This is a genomic window from Acinetobacter sp. LMB-5 (assembly GCF_001541635.1).
Taxonomy (GTDB): domain Bacteria; phylum Pseudomonadota; class Gammaproteobacteria; order Pseudomonadales; family Moraxellaceae; genus Acinetobacter; species Acinetobacter pittii.
In genome coordinates this window covers 41,627-57,464 of record NZ_LRDR01000017.1, presented here as the reverse complement: position 1 = coordinate 57,464, position 15,838 = coordinate 41,627, and the positions used below count along the sequence as shown (strand labels likewise).

Below are 15,838 nucleotides of genomic sequence, written 5' to 3'. Positions count from 1 at the left end.
TATCTGGGATATATTCATCCATTTTTAATCTTAAAGTCTTTAAATCACGTGAGCGGATATATAGCTTTCTATCTTGATCCTGCCGCACCGATATTAAATCTTTAGAAGCATTTGAATTAACAGAAATATTTAAAAATAGCTGTATATATCCCTGATCAGAACCAAATGCTTGATGAGCAGAATTCGTAACTTCTGGAATACTTGGTAAGACAGCATTGGTACTATCTTGTAATGATTCAGCAGCGGCATGAATCGGCAAGTACATAACACATAAGGCACTTACGATATATTTCATATGTGCCTCTTTAAAGAGATGTTTGCTTACCGTTAATATTTAATGAAATATTATATTTATGATCTGCTTGAAATTTAAAATCCGGACTAATATTAAAATTTCTCGATTTCCCAGCAAGAATATAACCATTCACGGTGTTTACTTTAATGGGATAGCTTTTATTTGCTGTTGTATCCACAAGTATTAAGTTATTTAAAAGCGCATGTCGATTACCAACATTACTTATGGTGAGATAAGCGTTATTTTGTTCTTGTTGTATTGACCAATTCAGTTTAGTAATCGCATCTTTATTGACGACAAATACAGGTAATGACGAACGTAGTAGTACGTTAACCCCTTGATCAGCTTTACGACTATCAATCGGTTTTGGTAACTCATCAATAATAATACGATAAGTTTTTTCACCAGAAATAAGTTCTGGGTTAATTCTAACTACACGTAAGTTATAAGAGTCACTAGGTTGTAGTTTTAGAAATGGTGGACTAATTACAATCTCATCCGTAGGGATTAACTGATCTTGACCAGCATTTTGTCTCCACTCAAATACACGCACCTGCAAATCAGCACTTTCATTTGACTGGTTATATAAACTAATGGAAGATGCAGCCTGATCACTCAATATTTCAACACTAACAGGTGAAAGGCGGATTGATGCTGCATTTAGCATACTAGGCAAAAATAACAATAAGCTTGTAACAACAAAGATATTTTTTTTCATGATTTGCCCAGAACTACTTTTCTCAAATTGAGCTAGCTCTTTTAAAAAGAGCTAGCGATGACGCAACTAAACTTATTAAAAATTAATAAGTCACTGTTACAGTCACAGTGTCAACATAGCTACCCGCACTTGGTAAAGTTGAACCAGCAGGAATACGACCATAAACATTAATTGTTTGTGGCGCACCAGTACCATTACCACTATATGCAGTGGTTGCAATACCGATCGCTGTTGCACGATTAGTGTCAGAGTAAAGGTTGTAAGGAATATATTCGTTGCTTGAAGCACCACCAATCATATTACGTTGAGAAGATTGCGCGTTTTTACCGCCATCAAAAGCCAGAGTCCATGGCACAGTGTTGTTACATAACACTTTAATTGCAGTTCCACCTGTCGTTGTAGTATCTGCATCTACGTTGTTTGCAAGCGAACTTAACGTACCAAAATCTAAAATTGCATTTGAGGTAGTACCAGTTGCAGAAGTATTGAGAACACAACTATTTGCAATTGTTGCTTTAACAGTTAATGTACCGGCGGCATTTGCGGCATTTGCAGCATTAATAGACATTGAACCCATAGCAATTGCTGATAAACAAATGAGAGACTTATTCATGGTTAAAAACCTTTTTACATTACGCCAATAAAATTAATAGATGTAAAAACTAGCCTTCCCCATCACAATCACTAGTTCTTCTGACTGTTTTTTCAAAGCATTATTTTTTTACTCTACTAGTTGCGCATAATACAAAAAAACAACAAAAACACTAATGTTTGTTTCATTCCAAATATCAATTAATAATCAAAATTTTGATTGATTTCTCAATTATAAAAAATTTTATGGTTATCCCCACTCTTTTTATTAATTTTCGATAATTTCATTTACATTTTTATTAGTTTTTCTAAAAAATTTTAATTTTTCATTAGTTAAAATTTACCATAACTATTCATATTTTATAATTTTTTAAAGTTTGGTCAAAAAAATAAGAACAAAAAGTAAGCATATGATTATTCTATATATTTTAAATGAATAAGAAAATAATACTTTATGAATAAGAAATCTAAGTGTTTTATCACATCTTTAGAATTTTTTTAGACATTTCAATAGCTAGAGGCAGGTCTTCACTACTAAAAGTATGTATTGCTAGCTCAACTATTTCTAAAAATAAAAATGAAAAATCAAACCTAATAATCTTTGGATTTTGTTATACCGTCCTTAAGCTAACAATTCCATACTTGTGGTTTTAGTTCCTTATTGGCAAGGTATGTATCAGTAAAACATTAGGAATTTGTTCCAATATGGCGAGTCCAGCACAAATCATTCGACATAAATTTCTCAATACATTTTTTTCACGTCATTCTCTCTGGTTTTTATGTATTTTTACTGCGCTCAGCATCACATGGTTTCGAACCGTCTACACCCCTCATAGTATCTATTATTTTATTTCTGATACTCTCCTTAATGGTTTATGGGTAGTTACAGGCGCCTTAAGCCTATTAGGCCTCTATGATGTTTTACAGAATAAACATTCAATTTTAAGAAATTACCCAATTATGGGACATTTTCGTTTTTTGTTTGAAGATATACGTCCCGAAATTCGTCAATACTTTATTGAAGCGGATCAAGATGCTCTACCTTTTTCTCGCATGCAACGAAGCTTAGTTTATCAACGTGCTAAAAACGAAAATGCAGATAAACCTTTTGGCTCAATTATTGATGTCTATCAAGAGAATTACCGCTTTATTGTCCACTCAATAAGCCCTTGTCCACCAGCTGATCCAAAAAGCTTCCGCATTCAGGTGGGTAATGCGCAATGCCTTCAACCCTATAGCGCATCTATTATGAATATCTCTGCCATGAGCTTTGGTAGTTTAAGTGCCAATGCAATTCGAGCACTCAATAAAGGAGCGCAATTAGGTGGGTTTTATCACGATACTGGTGAAGGTAGCTTAAGCCCTTATCATCTCGAAAATGGTGGAGATATTGTTTGGCAAATTGCCAGTGGTTATTTTGGTTGCCGTACCCTAGATGGAAAATTTGACGAACAAAAGTTTGCTAAACAATCTCAATTGCCACAGATCAAAATGATCGAATTAAAGCTTTCACAAGGTGCAAAACCGGGCCATGGCGGTATCTTACCTAAGCATAAAATTACCGAAGAAATTGCCCAAATCCGTGGCGTTTCACGCGATCATGATTGTATTTCTCCAGCTAAGCATTCTAGTTTTTCTACCCCAATTGAAATGATGCATTTCTTACAGAAGCTGCGAACATTATCTGGCGGCAAGCCAGTTGGTTTTAAACTGTGTATTGGCCAACCTTGGCAATTCATGAGTATTGTTAAAGCAATGCTTGAAACAAAAATTGTTCCCGATTTTATTGTTGTGGATGGTTCTGAAGGTGGTACTGGTGCAGCACCAATTGAGTTTAGTGACAATATTGGTACCCCATTACGAGAGGGTTTACGCTTTGTCCATAATACTCTTGTCGGTGCAGGACTAAGAGATCAAGTTAAAATTGGCGCAAGTGGTAAAATCATTAGTGCTTTTGATATCGCTAGCACTTTTGCACTCGGTGCAGACTGGGTTAATTCAGCACGTGGTTTCATGTTTGCAGTTGGATGTATTCAGGCACAAAGCTGCCACACCAACCAATGCCCTGTGGGTGTAGCGACTCAAGACAAAGATCGTCAAAAAGCAATTGATGTACCGACTAAATCAGAACGAGTATTTAATTTTCATAAAAATACCTTGCATGCATTATCAGAAATGATTGCTGCTGCGGGTTTACGCCATCCTTCTGATATTAAAGCTCATCATTTGGCTCAACGAGTAAATGACCGTGAAATTAAGAACTATGCTCAGTTGCATTTTTTCTTGAAAGAAGGTGAACTTTTACAATCTGAACTTAATAATGACGATGATAATTTCTACTATCGAATGTGGAATATGGCTGATGCCAATCATTTTTAATTTATATTCATTTTTATAAGTTGAGCATCACCTTTATAGTGTGATGCTCTTCCATATTTAAACCTAATATGTGATTTTTGCTTAAATTTCACTCCCCTTTTAATTTGTATTTAATAGATTTTTCACCTAATATAAAAGTATAAATAACGTACACATTTTAATTTTATTTAATAAAAATTTTTATGCTTATAACAAGAAGGTACCTCATCATGTTGAAAAAAACATTCATCTCTTCTTTTGTTGCAATCGCTGTAGGCTTAAGCAGCTATGCTGTTGCTTGTACACGTGCCGTATATTTAGGTAATAATCAACATATTATTACTGCTCGCTCAATGGACTGGAAGGTTGATACAGGTACCAACTTATGGATTATGCCAAGCGGGGTTAGCCGTGACGGTAGCGCTGGTCCCAACTCAATAAAATGGACGTCGAAATATGGAAGTGTAATTGCTACAGGTTATGAAGTTTCCACAACAGATGGAATGAATGAAGCAGGTTTGGTTGCTAATATTTTATGGTTAGTAGAGTCTGAATACCCAGATGCAAAAAAGACAGATAAGCCTTTATTAAGTATTGCAGCATGGGCTCAATATGTACTCGATAATTTTGCAACTGTAGATGAAGCCGTTAAGGCCTTAGAAAAAGAACCCTATACTATTATTACAGACAATGTTCCCGGTGAAACACGGCTCACCACCTTACATTTATCTATTTCTGATAAAACAGGTGATAGTGCAATTATCGAATATATTGGTGGAAAACAAGTGATTCACCATAGTCGAAGCTATCAGGTCATGACCAACTCACCTACTTTCGATAAACAACTTGCACTTGTTGAATATTGGAAGCAAATTGGCGGAACAATTATGCTTCCCGGTACTAACAGAGCATCTGATCGCTTTGCACGTGCATCATTTTACATTAATGCTATTCCTAAAAATGATAATACAAAACAAGCACAAGCCTCTGTATTTAGTGTGATTCGGAATGCATCTGTTCCCTATGGGCTAAATACTCAAGAAGAACCTAATATCTCTTCGACTCGCTGGCGAACTGTTGCCGACCACAAACAGATGCTCTACTTTTTTGAATCCGCTCTCTCACCAAATGTATTTTGGGTTGACTTAAAAAAGATTAACTTTAAAGATGGTAAAACACGTAGACTTGATTTAGGACCTGATCAAAGCCATATCTATGCAGGTGATGCCACCTCTTCCTTTAAAATTGCAAAACCATTTGTATTTTTAGGTCCAACTACGCGTTAATTTATGTCAAAATTTATTACTCTTAACATAAATAATATTAAACATACGATCTTGGAATTTATACGATGAAAAAATCTCTACTCTTATTGGGTTCATGTCTACTTACAGCGGCTTGTAGCACCACACAGGTTAATACAACAACTCCTAAAGAGGTAAAGACAGCTGGTCAACTAAACTGCTCACCAACTGAACTATGCCCAAGCTTATTGGTTAAATGGAATGAAAATCAAAAAAATCAGCTTCGAGTAGATGTTCATTTAAGTAGTAGTTATAACTTTTATGATATTAACGCTTTGACCTTTGATATTGATGGCAAACGATTCAATTACGAACCAGCTCAAGCCACTGAAAAGACAAATGTGAGCCGATTAGTGCCTAAACATTCAACCACTTACTTTGTTATTCCAAGTCAATTCTTGCAAGAATTTAAAAATGCTCAAAATGTGAATGTTTTAATCAAAACAGATAAAGGAACAATCGAGCGTAATATGTACAGTCCACAAAAGCAGTCTTCGGTTTATAAAAACTTTATGCAGCTTTATCAAAATTCAAAATAAACTACAAAGATTAAATAATGCATCTATCTAGAATTTTGGATAGATGCATGACTTTTCTAATAATAAAAATGTTTTGGCTTTGCATGCAAAAAGGCCGGAATCAAGCCCGTTAAAGCCGCACGTATATCTGCACGTTCATTAATTAATTGATGAGAGCCTTCTTCAAGCATTAACAACGTCTGTAGTCTAAATTTACGACGAATAAATTCAATGTTGTAACGCCAATCAACCGTCTGATCGAGAGCACCTTGTGCAAGCCAGACTGGGATACGGCAAGCAGGTCGCTCTTCCATTTCCTGCATCCATTTTGACATTGCCAAAATCCAGTCCATGCCCATCATTCGGGGTTGCAAAGGATCCTTTAAACGAATAAAACGCAAAAATTCAGGATTATGATTATTACGTCTAAAATGCCTTGGTACCTGACGCTTAATACGGCGAATAATACCTAATCCAACGGGGTTATGCCACCACGCGGTTTTTGCAGGGCGAATTAATGGAGAAAGTAAAAGTACTCGATCTACAATCGGATCTTGGCGTTTTTCAGCATATTCTAATAAGTGATGCATCCAAATTGCTCCACCCGTACTTTGACCAATACCCACCCATGGTTTAGGTAACTGATCTGCATGTTTCACATATTGATAAACAGCCATCAAAACTTGCTGGTAATGATCAAAGTTTTTAATGCTGGCTGGTGAACCATCACTTAATCCATGCCCCGGCAAATCATAAGTAATGATACTAAAGCCCTGCTCAAGAATTTCACGAATGATTGGCTGGTAAATACCGCTATGCTCAAGATAGCCATGCAATAGACAAACTGTACCTTGTATTTTTTCTACTTTAGGTTTGAAAACTTGCACATGCAAACGGAATAAAGGCATTTGAACATAGCCTTGCCAATGGTCACATTCAAGTAAATGTAAACCATACAATTTGCGATAGGCTAGCAAATCACGGGAAGGTTCTTCTAATGTATTTAAATTGAGTGGACTCAAAACCTGCGGCGTAAGATCACGATTAGGAACAGGTAAATCTAATTGTTTTAATACGGCAGGATTGAGAAATGGAATATCTGACATTAAGGAACCTCTCGACAATCACTTGAGCCAAACAACATGTCACGAATTGTCGCAAGTAATTCATAATTTGCACGGCGGCTATGATCGTAATTTTGCACACTTGGTTGCCAACGTGTCAGTGGAGTTGGCATTGGAGCTACAACAGGAATAGTTTCTATACCATTTAAAGCAAAGAGTCGGCGTGTACGTGGCATATGGTATTCATCTGTAACCAACATGACTGTCGGTGCTCCGCCTTTTTTCTGAAGCAATAAAGAGCTAAAACGAGTATTTTCACATGTATTCATACTCCGCTTTTCTAATAGCTTTGCATCAACACCGCGTTCTTTTAACCAAGCTTGCATATAAGGCGCTTCTACACCGCTAAGCACAATAGGCAGATGATTTTGTTTTTCAACTTCTAAAGTTTTTTCTAATCGCAAACGCGTATAACCATTAACAACAATATCTTTACCATTTTTATCTAAGGTTAATCCTCCGCCCAACACAACAATTGCATAAGGCTCTGATAACTTTTTAGGTTGTACAGGTAATGGATTTTTACGCACATACTCGACTTTTTGTTCAGGTTCACTAACAGCTTTCTGGTGCTCTGGCACCACAGGTTTTCTTGCTAAAAACTCTGTATATTGCTCAGTAAGCGCTTTATTTTCAGAACTATTAATAAAAAGTGCTTCGTCAACAGGACTACTCGCCTCATCTGCGGCATCAATTTCTGAGTTTTTAGCGACTAAAGGGACCGTTACAGATGCTGCTTGCTCTTCCGAATCCTGCTCCTTTTCTTCTAAAAGAATAATTTGCTGCAAGGCTTTATAATTCTCTTGAATATAGGTCAGATCAGATGTTCTTTTTTCACGTAACGCTTGCTCTGTCAGTTTTAAATAAGCCTGACGAGCGATCCATAAATTTGAACCTGGCTCTAAATTATCATGCTCACTTAATGCAGCCTGTCTCTGGCTCTCAGCAGCGACTTGATTAACATCAACAGGTACAAAATAGTTAAGCCCAGCTACAATAAGTTTTGAATAAAATGGCGAATATAAAAAAACCACGAAACAGCCTAATAGTACAAATAGCACGGTGACTACTTGTACTAAACGTACCATTAAGTGTACTTTTGGCATAAAACTATTCCGTATGATTTTCAATTAAACCTAAACTGTTATAAAGCACAGGCTCTGGTTCTAACATAATATGGAAAAGCTGATCAACATCATGTTGTACAGCCTGATAAGTTTTCCTTACATCAGCTAGAGATGCATTGGCATAATTCACCAGAACTAATGCCTGTTTATGGAACATCCCTACCATATCGAGTTGCTTCCCTTTCCAACCCGCCTGATCAATTAACCATCCTGCTGCAATTTTAACGTTTCCGTTAGCTTGAGGATAATGTGGAATTGTTGAGAATTGTGTGACTAAGCGTTCAAACTCTTGAGGTTTAACAATCGGATTTTTAAAGAAACTTCCGACATTTGGATACTCTTTTGGATCAGGAAGTTTACTTTGTCGAATATGGATGACCTGATTTTGTAAATTTTCGGCAGTCTGATTGTCTCCAACTGCTTGTTTCAAGTCGCCGTAGTTAAGTTTTAAGTGCGGCTGTTTAAGCAATTTAAAAGTAACATGCGTGATAATGTAACGATTCGGATCATCTTTAAAAATACTATGGCGGTAAGCAAAATGGCAGTCAGCCGCTAAAATTGTCTGAGTTTGCTTCAATTTACGGTCATACACTTGTACTGACTCAATAAACTCGCCTACCTCTACCCCATACGCCCCAATGTTTTGTACGGGTGAAGCACCAACTAAACCTGGAATAAGGGCTAAATTTTGCAAACCAAACCAGTTCTGTTCAGTGCTGTATAAAACAAAATCATGCCAGACTTGGCCTGCGCCAACTTTAACCCGCACAAAATCATGATCGTTTGATAAAACTTCAATTCCCTGGATATCAAGATGAATCACTAAAGCATTGATCTGCTGCGGTAATAACATATTACTACCGCCCGATAATACAAGTACATTTAACTGATGCTGCTCAGCAAACTCTAAAGCTGATTCAATATCTTGAATACTGCCAACTTTAGTATAGTGAGAAACAGTTGCATCTAAACTTAGAGTATTGAATGGCTTAAGCTGTACTTGATTCTGAATTTGCATTGTGTTGAAAAACCTATTCTTAAACATTCAATTGTTTTTTTAAAATATTAACCCACGCCAAACTACTGGACTCACATTGATTGAGTACACGTTCAAAACCATCAGCACCGCCATAATAAGGATCAGGCAACGCTTGTTGTGGGTATTCAGGATCATGCTCACTCATTAAAGCTACTTTTGCACGAATTTGATGTGCGCCAAATTGGGAAACGGCTCTTTGCAACACGTCATGAATATCTTCAAAATTTTGATGATCCATTGCCAAAATCAAATCAAACTCTAAAAAGTCTTGGGTTGAAAGTTGTCTTGCACGTAAAGATGATAAGTCATAGCCTCTTTTCTTGGCATGCAACTGACTACGCTGATCAGGCGATTTATTTGGATGATAATTACTCGTTCCAGCTGAATCGACAACTACATTGAGTTGATGCTCGTCACAATAATGTCTGAAAACCACCTCAGCCGTGGGAGAACGGCAAATATTTCCTAAACAGACACATAACACCTTATATTGTGTTTCCATTAGAAATGACTTCCAAACATTTGAATTACATAAAAATAAACAGGGTCATGCACAATCTTAACAGACTATAAGTTTGTGAGAACCGAATTGACCATTGTGACTTGTTGCATTTTGTCAAAACTCACATGGGTTGAAAAGGAAAATAATGTTTATCAATAGATTAAAAGTTGATAAATCAGGCGATAAATTAGCTAATTTTGTATTTTTTGTAGTAATTAAATAAAAATAAAGCCCTAATTTATAGGGCTTTACAAATATCACTTGGATAAAGTGATTAATTCAATCATTTCCTTCGTAGGCCTGAAGCTGCCTAATTGCCAATGCTCAGGAGGATGTTCATCAATTCTGATCCAGACATGTTCTCGAAAAGCAGGATTTCCCTTTCCTTCTATTTCCACAAATAAATCTGTTATTCGCTTGAAAAGCTCAGCCTTACTATCTTTATCTAGTAAACCTTCTATAGTTTGTATATTTATAAATGGCATAATGCTACCTGAATCAAGGCTAGGTCTAAATTATAGACTCATACTAATTGGAGCTCCCACTGATGTCAAATCAAATTATTCCAGATCATAAATTTCCAGTAGATGTATGTGGGATCTTCAAAATTACAGAAATATTGAATGACAGATGGACGATTCTCTTGTTAAGAGAAGCCTTCTATGGGGTAACAAAATTTAATGATTTTTTAGCAAATACAGGCATATCAAAGCAAATTTTATCTAATCGTCTAAAGCATCTCATCCAATTAGAAATATTTGAACTGTCAATTTATAAAGAAGTTAATGAGCGAGAACGTAAAGAATACTTACTTACTAAAAAAGGCAAAAGTCTAAATATTGTTTTACTGGCCATGCTTGAATCTGGCGGTAATTTCATTGAATCTGGTAAAGATGTGGTGAAAGTTTTTAATAAGAGTACTGATGATGAACTTAAATTAAAACTTGTTGATCCTTCTAATCAAGTTATAGATTTTAAGAACTTGGAACTTAAGCTCATTCATTGCAAAAAATAAATTTTTATAAATTAGCTACTCTGATCATAAAGTCCTCAGTATGCTTTTATAAAGAAATAAAAAAAGCCTACTCTTTCAAGTAGGCTTTCCCCTTATGACTTTTGCGCTGATCATTCAGGTTTATTGTTGTTTAAAGCAACGGAAGGATCTTACAGAAATACTTAAGAATAAAAAAGCTTATTTACTTAACTGAATGTAAGTACTCATAGGCTCCTTTTTCGTTACTCTCCAGTTTAATGACTGCATCTGTTTCATCATTTAGTGTCAGGTTAAATACTTTTTCACCATCATATGAAATTTGATGGCCCATACGAAACTCTGAATCAAGTGACTCAAGAATAATAAAATTTCCTTCATTGTTCGAAGCAATATAGTAAGTGTTGTTCCGATGAACATATCTAATTGTGTACATCACTATTTAAATTCCACCTAAAAATTATGTTTTTTCTTAATAATAAAAAGATCCTTTTTCCCTTCCCAATCAGAAAAGATCCTACCGAAAACTAAACCCTCCCTTATTAATTATTACCCCTGATCATTTAGTATTTTTCACCCTATACTATTAAATTGATATTACAGAAATACTTAATAATAAAAAACCCCGCCATTAGTCGATAGTTAGCGGGGTCTTTTGCGATTTAATTTTACTTTTATAAACTCATCTATCAGGGATATTTACTTCATTTCTGCAATAGAAAAATTATTTATTTTTGAAAAGCTTATCTGTCATAGTTCTATCAATTTTACTGCGATGCCCATTCTCAAAGTATCGATCAACATGGCATAGTTTTGTTTTAGTATCACAGAACACACCGTTTGAGAGCGTAAACGCTGAAGTATCAAAATCACCTTGAGAGAAGGCTTTATTCGCTTTATAAGTGCCTAAGTATTTAGCTGTAAGCTTTTTAGAAACACCTTTTTTGTCAGCACAAATATATTTGTCACAAATTACACCTTTTGTAGGCGAATATACACTAGAGCTGGTTTTCGCGATTACTGCCGAGCTAAGCATCAAACACGTGCATCCCATAATACTAAGAAAAGTTTTAGAAATTTTCACTTTTTAGAACCGATAAAATTATAAATTGTTAAGGCATTATATAAATTAGAAGCTTGCCAGAAAATCTACAGAACCCTATAAATAGCAAAAAGCCCACTTTTCGACGAGCCTTTAAATATCTTGGTAATCCTCACTTACATGTCGGACCCAACATTGCAAAAAAGTATTTATCTATGGTTGGCACAAGGCTTAAGAAAAGCATAGTCACTTCAGAACTACTTTATTTTAAAGTTTCTTATGCTAACTTATTCGGAGATAGAATCTTATAGAACCATTCAACAATAATGTTCAAAAATAAGGAAATAATGTATATGAGCCATTTTCAATTTCAAACTGTTCCAAATATCATCTCTGGCTTAGGCTCTATACAAGAATTACAGAATGTTTTGTCGTCAAATGCTTACCGTAAGTTATTGCTAGTCACCGATGCAGGCATGGTTAAAAATCAATTACACCGTCCCATCCTGCAAATTTTAGATAACCTCAACATTGAATATGTCATCTATGCTGATGTGCAAGCTGATCCACCTGAACAAGTAGTACTAGATGCAGCCAATTACGCTAAACAGCAAAATGTTGATGTCATTATTGGTTTTGGTGGTGGTAGTTCTCTAGATGTTGCAAAAGTTATTGCTTTACTCGCCCACCCTAACCAGACTCAAAGTTTGCAAGAGATGTACGGCGTAAACCAAGTCACCACAACTCGCCTACCCCTTATTTTAATTCCTACTACAGCCGGTACAGGCTCAGAAGTAACGCCAATCTCAATTGTCACTACAGGTGAGACGACAAAGATGGGGATTGTCTCTCCAGTACTCTACGCCGACACTGCGATTCTTGATGCTACTTTTACTCAAAACCTTCCAGCACATATTACCGCTGCAACAGGTATTGATGCGATGGTACATGCTATTGAGGCATATACCTCTAAACATAAAAAAAATATTTATACGGATATTTTAGCCAAGCATGCTTTGAAGTTGTTAAATCATAACTTATCAAAAGTTCTTAAAGATGGTAATGATTTAGAAGCACGTCAAAACATGCTGTTCGGTTCAATGCTCGCGGGTCAAGCCTTTGCAAACTCGCCTGTTGCCGCTGTGCATGCTTTAGCTTATCCACTAGGTGGACATTTTCATTTGTCGCATGGGCATACCAATGCCTTAGTGTTGGTTGAAGTATTAAAGTTTAATGCACCAAATGCAAAAAAATATTATGCAGAGCTTATGCAATGGCTTGATCCATATAGTAATGGCAGCACTGATGGCTTGTGTGATCTGTTTATTGACCATATGCAGAACCACTTAGACCGTAGTGGCCTGACCTTAAAACTTAGAGATTTGGATATTGATGAGTCCAGCTTACCTCGGCTTGCACAAGATGCCATGTTGCAAACTCGCTTATTGCAAAATAACCCACGTGACATGACAGAAGCCGCTGCTTTGGCAATTTATCAGGCAATACATTAATGACTAAACCAGTTTTAAAAACCCGTGATCAATTTAAGTTCTTTTTAGACATTCAAACGCGTTGGGCAGATAACGATATTTACGGTCATGTGAATAATGTGACTTACTATAGCTATTTTGATACAGCAGCCAATGCTTTACTCATTCAAAAAACAGGTTTTGATATTCATGAAGCAAAATCAATCGGGTTAGTCGTCGATTCAGCTTGTAGCTTTTTACAAGAGTTATCATTTCCAGAAATTATTCAGGTGGGTGTTGCGATTGGTAAAATCGGCACGACATCTTTACGCTATGAATTGGCGATCTTTAAACAAGGTCAAGATCAAGCTTCAGCTCAAGGACATTTTGTGCATGTGTTTGTAGATCGTGAAACGCGTAAGACTGTACCCATTTCTGAGTCAGTTCGTGAAGCTTTAAAAACTTATTTATTATAAAAAAATGAGGCAAAAAGAAAATAAGCAGCTCTTTTTGCCTCGTCTTGACTTACATCATTGCAGGATCACTAAAAGAGTCTTCACCCGTTTCGACTCGGCCAGCAAAACGTCGGTAATAATATGGATCACTCTGACTGGTGATTTCAAAATCATACCAATGCCCAACATCGGCCAAAGCCCAATGTTGCTTAATAACCTGTCCCGCTTTTACGGTAAGTTGTAAAGGCGCATCTTGTCGATATGCACAAGGTTTTACTGTCAATATTGTATCCTTGGTACCTTCATTCATGAGTTCTACGTATACATCACCATTGGCAATGTCATAGCACACTCGAATTTCAGGTTTAACGCCACTATCAACAATACGTTGAGTATCGCCTTTGAAGTGACGATGGTAACCATTTGGACCAAGTACCCATAGGTCATAACGACCTAAATTATCTTTTAAAGCGTCCCATACATCATCTAGAGTCTTATTCGGCTCGACAATATAACGCTTAGGAATTCGGTCTAAGTTGAGCTTGTCATAAACATGAAAAACCGCAGCTTGCGTACCTGTATTAGAGAAAATCAATTGCACTTTGCCATCAGTATTACAGCGTGCGCTGGTGTGTAGCTCGTAAGGTAACGCACGTGAAAGACGTATACCACTTTGCTGAATCGGTAACTTTGTATCCGTGGGTACAGGCACAGCCGGTAAAGCTTCTTGATTTTCTCTTAACTCATCTGCTTGCACACGTGTTTGTTTACCATTCAGCTGCGGTAAAATATCTGCATTTGGTGTTTTAAAGTTAAATGCACTAGTTAAATCACCACACACTGCACGGCGATATGGACTAATATTCGGCTCTTTCACACCGAAACGTTTTTCTAAAAACATAAGCACGGAAGTATGGTCAAACACTTGTGAGTTCACCCAACCACCACGACTCCATGGAGAAATCACATATAAAGGAACACGAGGACCTGGACCATAAACGCGTCCATCAGGTGTAGGCTGTGAATGGCTTCCTTCAGGCGCAGCGTGGTCAAAATATTCATCCTGCATATCGGCACTACTTAATGTCGATTTGCCAGCATACTGACCATTTTTAAGTCGAGATGGCGCTGATGGCGATGGCATATGGTCAAAGTAACCATCATTTTCATCGAAATTGATAATGAGTGCTGTTTTACTCCAAACCTCTGGCACGGCAGTTAAAGCATCAATAATTTCTTGAATAAACCATGCCCCTTGAACTGGACTTGAAGGGTCTGGATGTTCGCAGTAAATCGATGGTGCGTTAATCCAAGACACTTGAGGTAATTTACCCTCACGAATGTCGCGTTTAAAAGCATCAAGATATTCTTCTGGTTTATTGCCCGGCAATGTATTTGCAATGCCCTTATAAAGTGGATTTTTAGCATTATCAGTAGCCGCATCATAGGCTTTATAAGGTAGTTTTTGACCCGTATCCGCATACGGTTTATTCGGTTCGCCGCCACTTGAAACAGGATAGCCAGATGCAATGTTGGCCTTTCTAAACGAACGAAATGCACCCAACATATTATCGCCCCATTCATCTGGCATATTTTGATAACAAATCCAACTTACCCCTGCTTCTTCCAAACGCTCAGCGTAAGTCTTCCATGTATAACCACGGTCTGCCGTCGCTGGGTTACCATCAATCCAGTCCCACTCATTGTTTACAAATGAACGCTTGGTCGGTGTTGCACCATTTGTACCCGTTAAATGATAAGAACGGTTTGCATCTGTTCCAGTGTGCATAGAGCAATGGTAGGCATCACAAATCGTAAAAGCATTCGCAAGCGCAAACTGATATGGAATTTCTTTTTCTTTAAAATAACCCATGGATATATCAGTTTTATGGGCTGGCCAGTTCGCCATGCGCCCATTGTCCCAAGCCAGCTGACTGTCGTTCCAAGTATGGGGCGTACCATCTGCACGCTGTGCATTATTGGCTGTACCATCTAAGTGAAAAGGCGTTAAAACTTGCCCATTACTTCTAAGCTGCTCCCAAACACGGCGGCCACTTGGCAAAGGAATCGTAAAACGATCAGCAAACCCTCGGACGCCTTTTAATGTTCCGAAGTAATGGTCAAAAGATCGGTTTTCCTGCATTAAAATAATAACGTGCTCGACATCCTGAATGGTTCCAGTTTTATTATTTGCAGGAATTGCTAAAGCTTTTTGAATACTAGATGGGAAAGTTGCCAATGCCGCAGCACCAAAACCCATATTTAAAGAGTAATTTAAAAATTTACGACGTGTAATCATGATCAG

General features: G+C 37.0%; 16 protein-coding genes and 1 pseudogene. 6 read left to right on the top strand and 11 right to left on the bottom strand.

Annotation, left to right across the window (positions count from 1 at the left end; all coding sequences use genetic code 11):
• The 3 genes and pseudogenes from AW165_RS17610 to AW165_RS17600 form a co-directional block, all read right to left on the bottom strand.
• A pseudogene (locus AW165_RS17610) lies at positions 1 to 265 on the bottom strand (fimbrial biogenesis outer membrane usher protein); the annotation flags it as partial.
• A 40-nt stretch (positions 266 to 305) separates the two neighbouring features.
• Positions 306 to 1,013, bottom strand: a complete 708-nt coding sequence (locus AW165_RS17605; protein WP_060466595.1) for a molecular chaperone — start codon at positions 1,011 to 1,013, stop codon at positions 306 to 308.
• Positions 1,014 to 1,095: 82 nt separating this feature from the next.
• A complete protein-coding gene (locus tag AW165_RS17600; RefSeq protein WP_060466594.1) occupies positions 1,096 to 1,626 on the bottom strand; it encodes a spore coat U domain-containing protein in 531 nt (176 codons plus the stop codon).
• 683 nt (positions 1,627 to 2,309) lie between these two features.
• On the opposite strand from AW165_RS17600, the gene AW165_RS17595 reads away from it, so the two are divergent.
• The 3 genes from AW165_RS17595 to AW165_RS17585 all read left to right on the top strand — a co-directional run bounded on the left by AW165_RS17595 (position 2,310) and on the right by AW165_RS17585 (position 5,805).
• Positions 2,310 to 3,983 (top strand): FMN-binding glutamate synthase family protein, encoded by a 1,674-nt coding sequence (locus AW165_RS17595; RefSeq protein ID WP_016145697.1) that lies wholly within the window; start codon positions 2,310 to 2,312, stop codon positions 3,981 to 3,983.
• Between the two features lie 209 nt (positions 3,984 to 4,192).
• Complete coding sequence (locus tag AW165_RS17590) at positions 4,193 to 5,248, top strand: linear amide C-N hydrolase (protein ID WP_017387349.1); 1,056 nt, start codon at positions 4,193 to 4,195, stop codon at positions 5,246 to 5,248.
• Between the two features lie 65 nt (positions 5,249 to 5,313).
• A complete protein-coding gene (locus AW165_RS17585) occupies positions 5,314 to 5,805 on the top strand; it encodes a hypothetical protein (protein WP_060466593.1) in 492 nt (163 codons plus the stop codon).
• A gap of 56 nt (positions 5,806 to 5,861) precedes the next feature.
• On the opposite strand, the gene AW165_RS17580 is transcribed toward AW165_RS17585, so the two are convergent.
• The 5 genes from AW165_RS17580 to AW165_RS17560 all read right to left on the bottom strand — a co-directional run bounded on the left by AW165_RS17580 (position 5,862) and on the right by AW165_RS17560 (position 10,061).
• The gene (locus AW165_RS17580) at positions 5,862 to 6,890 is read right to left on the bottom strand and encodes an alpha/beta hydrolase (RefSeq protein ID WP_002115207.1); all 1,029 of its coding nucleotides are present in this window, start codon (positions 6,888 to 6,890) and stop codon (positions 5,862 to 5,864) included.
• On the bottom strand, positions 6,890 to 8,014 hold the full coding sequence (locus tag AW165_RS17575) for a YdcF family protein (RefSeq protein ID WP_002115205.1): 1,125 nt from the start codon (positions 8,012 to 8,014) through the stop codon (positions 6,890 to 6,892). The genes AW165_RS17580 and AW165_RS17575 overlap by 1 nt, the downstream gene beginning before the upstream one ends.
• 4 nt (positions 8,015 to 8,018) lie before the next feature.
• Positions 8,019 to 9,053 carry a UDP-N-acetylmuramate dehydrogenase gene (gene murB, locus AW165_RS17570; protein WP_060466592.1) on the bottom strand — a complete coding sequence of 345 codons (1,035 nt, stop codon included), beginning with the start codon at positions 9,051 to 9,053 and terminating at the stop codon, positions 8,019 to 8,021.
• A 19-nt stretch (positions 9,054 to 9,072) separates the two neighbouring features.
• Positions 9,073 to 9,576 (bottom strand): low molecular weight protein-tyrosine-phosphatase, encoded by a 504-nt coding sequence (locus tag AW165_RS17565; RefSeq protein ID WP_060466591.1) that lies wholly within the window; start codon positions 9,574 to 9,576, stop codon positions 9,073 to 9,075.
• Between the two features lie 257 nt (positions 9,577 to 9,833).
• Entirely contained in the window at positions 9,834 to 10,061 is a 228-nt protein-coding gene (locus AW165_RS17560) for a tautomerase family protein (protein WP_060466590.1), read from the bottom strand.
• 62 nt (positions 10,062 to 10,123) lie between these two features.
• On the opposite strand from AW165_RS17560, the gene AW165_RS17555 reads away from it, so the two are divergent.
• Entirely contained in the window at positions 10,124 to 10,591 is a 468-nt protein-coding gene (locus tag AW165_RS17555) for a winged helix-turn-helix transcriptional regulator (protein WP_057062189.1), read from the top strand.
• A gap of 181 nt (positions 10,592 to 10,772) precedes the next feature.
• On the opposite strand, the gene AW165_RS19980 is transcribed toward AW165_RS17555, so the two are convergent.
• Both AW165_RS19980 and AW165_RS17545 read right to left on the bottom strand, forming a co-directional pair.
• The gene (locus tag AW165_RS19980; protein WP_005068773.1) at positions 10,773 to 11,003 is read right to left on the bottom strand and encodes a hypothetical protein; all 231 of its coding nucleotides are present in this window, start codon (positions 11,001 to 11,003) and stop codon (positions 10,773 to 10,775) included.
• 288 nt (positions 11,004 to 11,291) lie between these two features.
• Positions 11,292 to 11,621 (bottom strand): YcgJ family protein, encoded by a 330-nt coding sequence (locus tag AW165_RS17545; RefSeq protein WP_199985366.1) that lies wholly within the window; start codon positions 11,619 to 11,621, stop codon positions 11,292 to 11,294.
• A 341-nt stretch (positions 11,622 to 11,962) separates the two neighbouring features.
• On the opposite strand from AW165_RS17545, the gene AW165_RS17540 reads away from it, so the two are divergent.
• Positions 11,963 to 13,120, top strand: coding sequence for an iron-containing alcohol dehydrogenase (locus tag AW165_RS17540; RefSeq protein ID WP_060466589.1), 1,158 nt, complete (start codon positions 11,963 to 11,965; stop codon positions 13,118 to 13,120).
• A complete protein-coding gene (locus AW165_RS17535; protein ID WP_060466588.1) occupies positions 13,120 to 13,554 on the top strand; it encodes an acyl-CoA thioesterase in 435 nt (144 codons plus the stop codon). The genes AW165_RS17540 and AW165_RS17535 overlap by 1 nt, the downstream gene beginning before the upstream one ends.
• Before the next feature lie 49 nt (positions 13,555 to 13,603).
• On the opposite strand, the gene AW165_RS17530 is transcribed toward AW165_RS17535, so the two are convergent.
• Entirely contained in the window at positions 13,604 to 15,832 is a 2,229-nt protein-coding gene (locus tag AW165_RS17530; protein WP_060466587.1) for a phosphocholine-specific phospholipase C, read from the bottom strand.
• Positions 15,833 to 15,838 lie beyond the last annotated feature (6 nt).

Coding starts and splice junctions, on each gene's coding strand:
- AW165_RS17530 (WP_060466587.1), bottom strand. CDS start 15,832: ATGATTACACGTCGTAAATTTTTAAATTACTCTTTAAATATGGGTTTT.
- AW165_RS17565 (WP_060466591.1), bottom strand. CDS start 9,576: ATGGAAACACAATATAAGGTGTTATGTGTCTGTTTAGGAAATATTTGC.
- AW165_RS17585 (WP_060466593.1), top strand. CDS start 5,314: ATGAAAAAATCTCTACTCTTATTGGGTTCATGTCTACTTACAGCGGCT.
- AW165_RS17600 (WP_060466594.1), bottom strand. CDS start 1,626: ATGAATAAGTCTCTCATTTGTTTATCAGCAATTGCTATGGGTTCAATG.
- AW165_RS17590 (WP_017387349.1), top strand. CDS start 4,193: ATGTTGAAAAAAACATTCATCTCTTCTTTTGTTGCAATCGCTGTAGGC.
- AW165_RS17540 (WP_060466589.1), top strand. CDS start 11,963: ATGAGCCATTTTCAATTTCAAACTGTTCCAAATATCATCTCTGGCTTA.
- AW165_RS17580 (WP_002115207.1), bottom strand. CDS start 6,890: ATGTCAGATATTCCATTTCTCAATCCTGCCGTATTAAAACAATTAGAT.
- AW165_RS17545 (WP_199985366.1), bottom strand. CDS start 11,621: ATGGGATGCACGTGTTTGATGCTTAGCTCGGCAGTAATCGCGAAAACC.
- AW165_RS17605 (WP_060466595.1), bottom strand. CDS start 1,013: ATGAAAAAAAATATCTTTGTTGTTACAAGCTTATTGTTATTTTTGCCT.
- AW165_RS17560 (WP_060466590.1), bottom strand. CDS start 10,061: ATGCCATTTATAAATATACAAACTATAGAAGGTTTACTAGATAAAGAT.
- AW165_RS19980 (WP_005068773.1), bottom strand. CDS start 11,003: ATGTACACAATTAGATATGTTCATCGGAACAACACTTACTATATTGCT.
- AW165_RS17555 (WP_057062189.1), top strand. CDS start 10,124: ATGTCAAATCAAATTATTCCAGATCATAAATTTCCAGTAGATGTATGT.
- murB (WP_060466592.1), bottom strand. CDS start 9,053: ATGCAAATTCAGAATCAAGTACAGCTTAAGCCATTCAATACTCTAAGT.
- AW165_RS17535 (WP_060466588.1), top strand. CDS start 13,120: ATGACTAAACCAGTTTTAAAAACCCGTGATCAATTTAAGTTCTTTTTA.
- AW165_RS17595 (WP_016145697.1), top strand. CDS start 2,310: ATGGCGAGTCCAGCACAAATCATTCGACATAAATTTCTCAATACATTT.
- AW165_RS17575 (WP_002115205.1), bottom strand. CDS start 8,014: ATGCCAAAAGTACACTTAATGGTACGTTTAGTACAAGTAGTCACCGTG.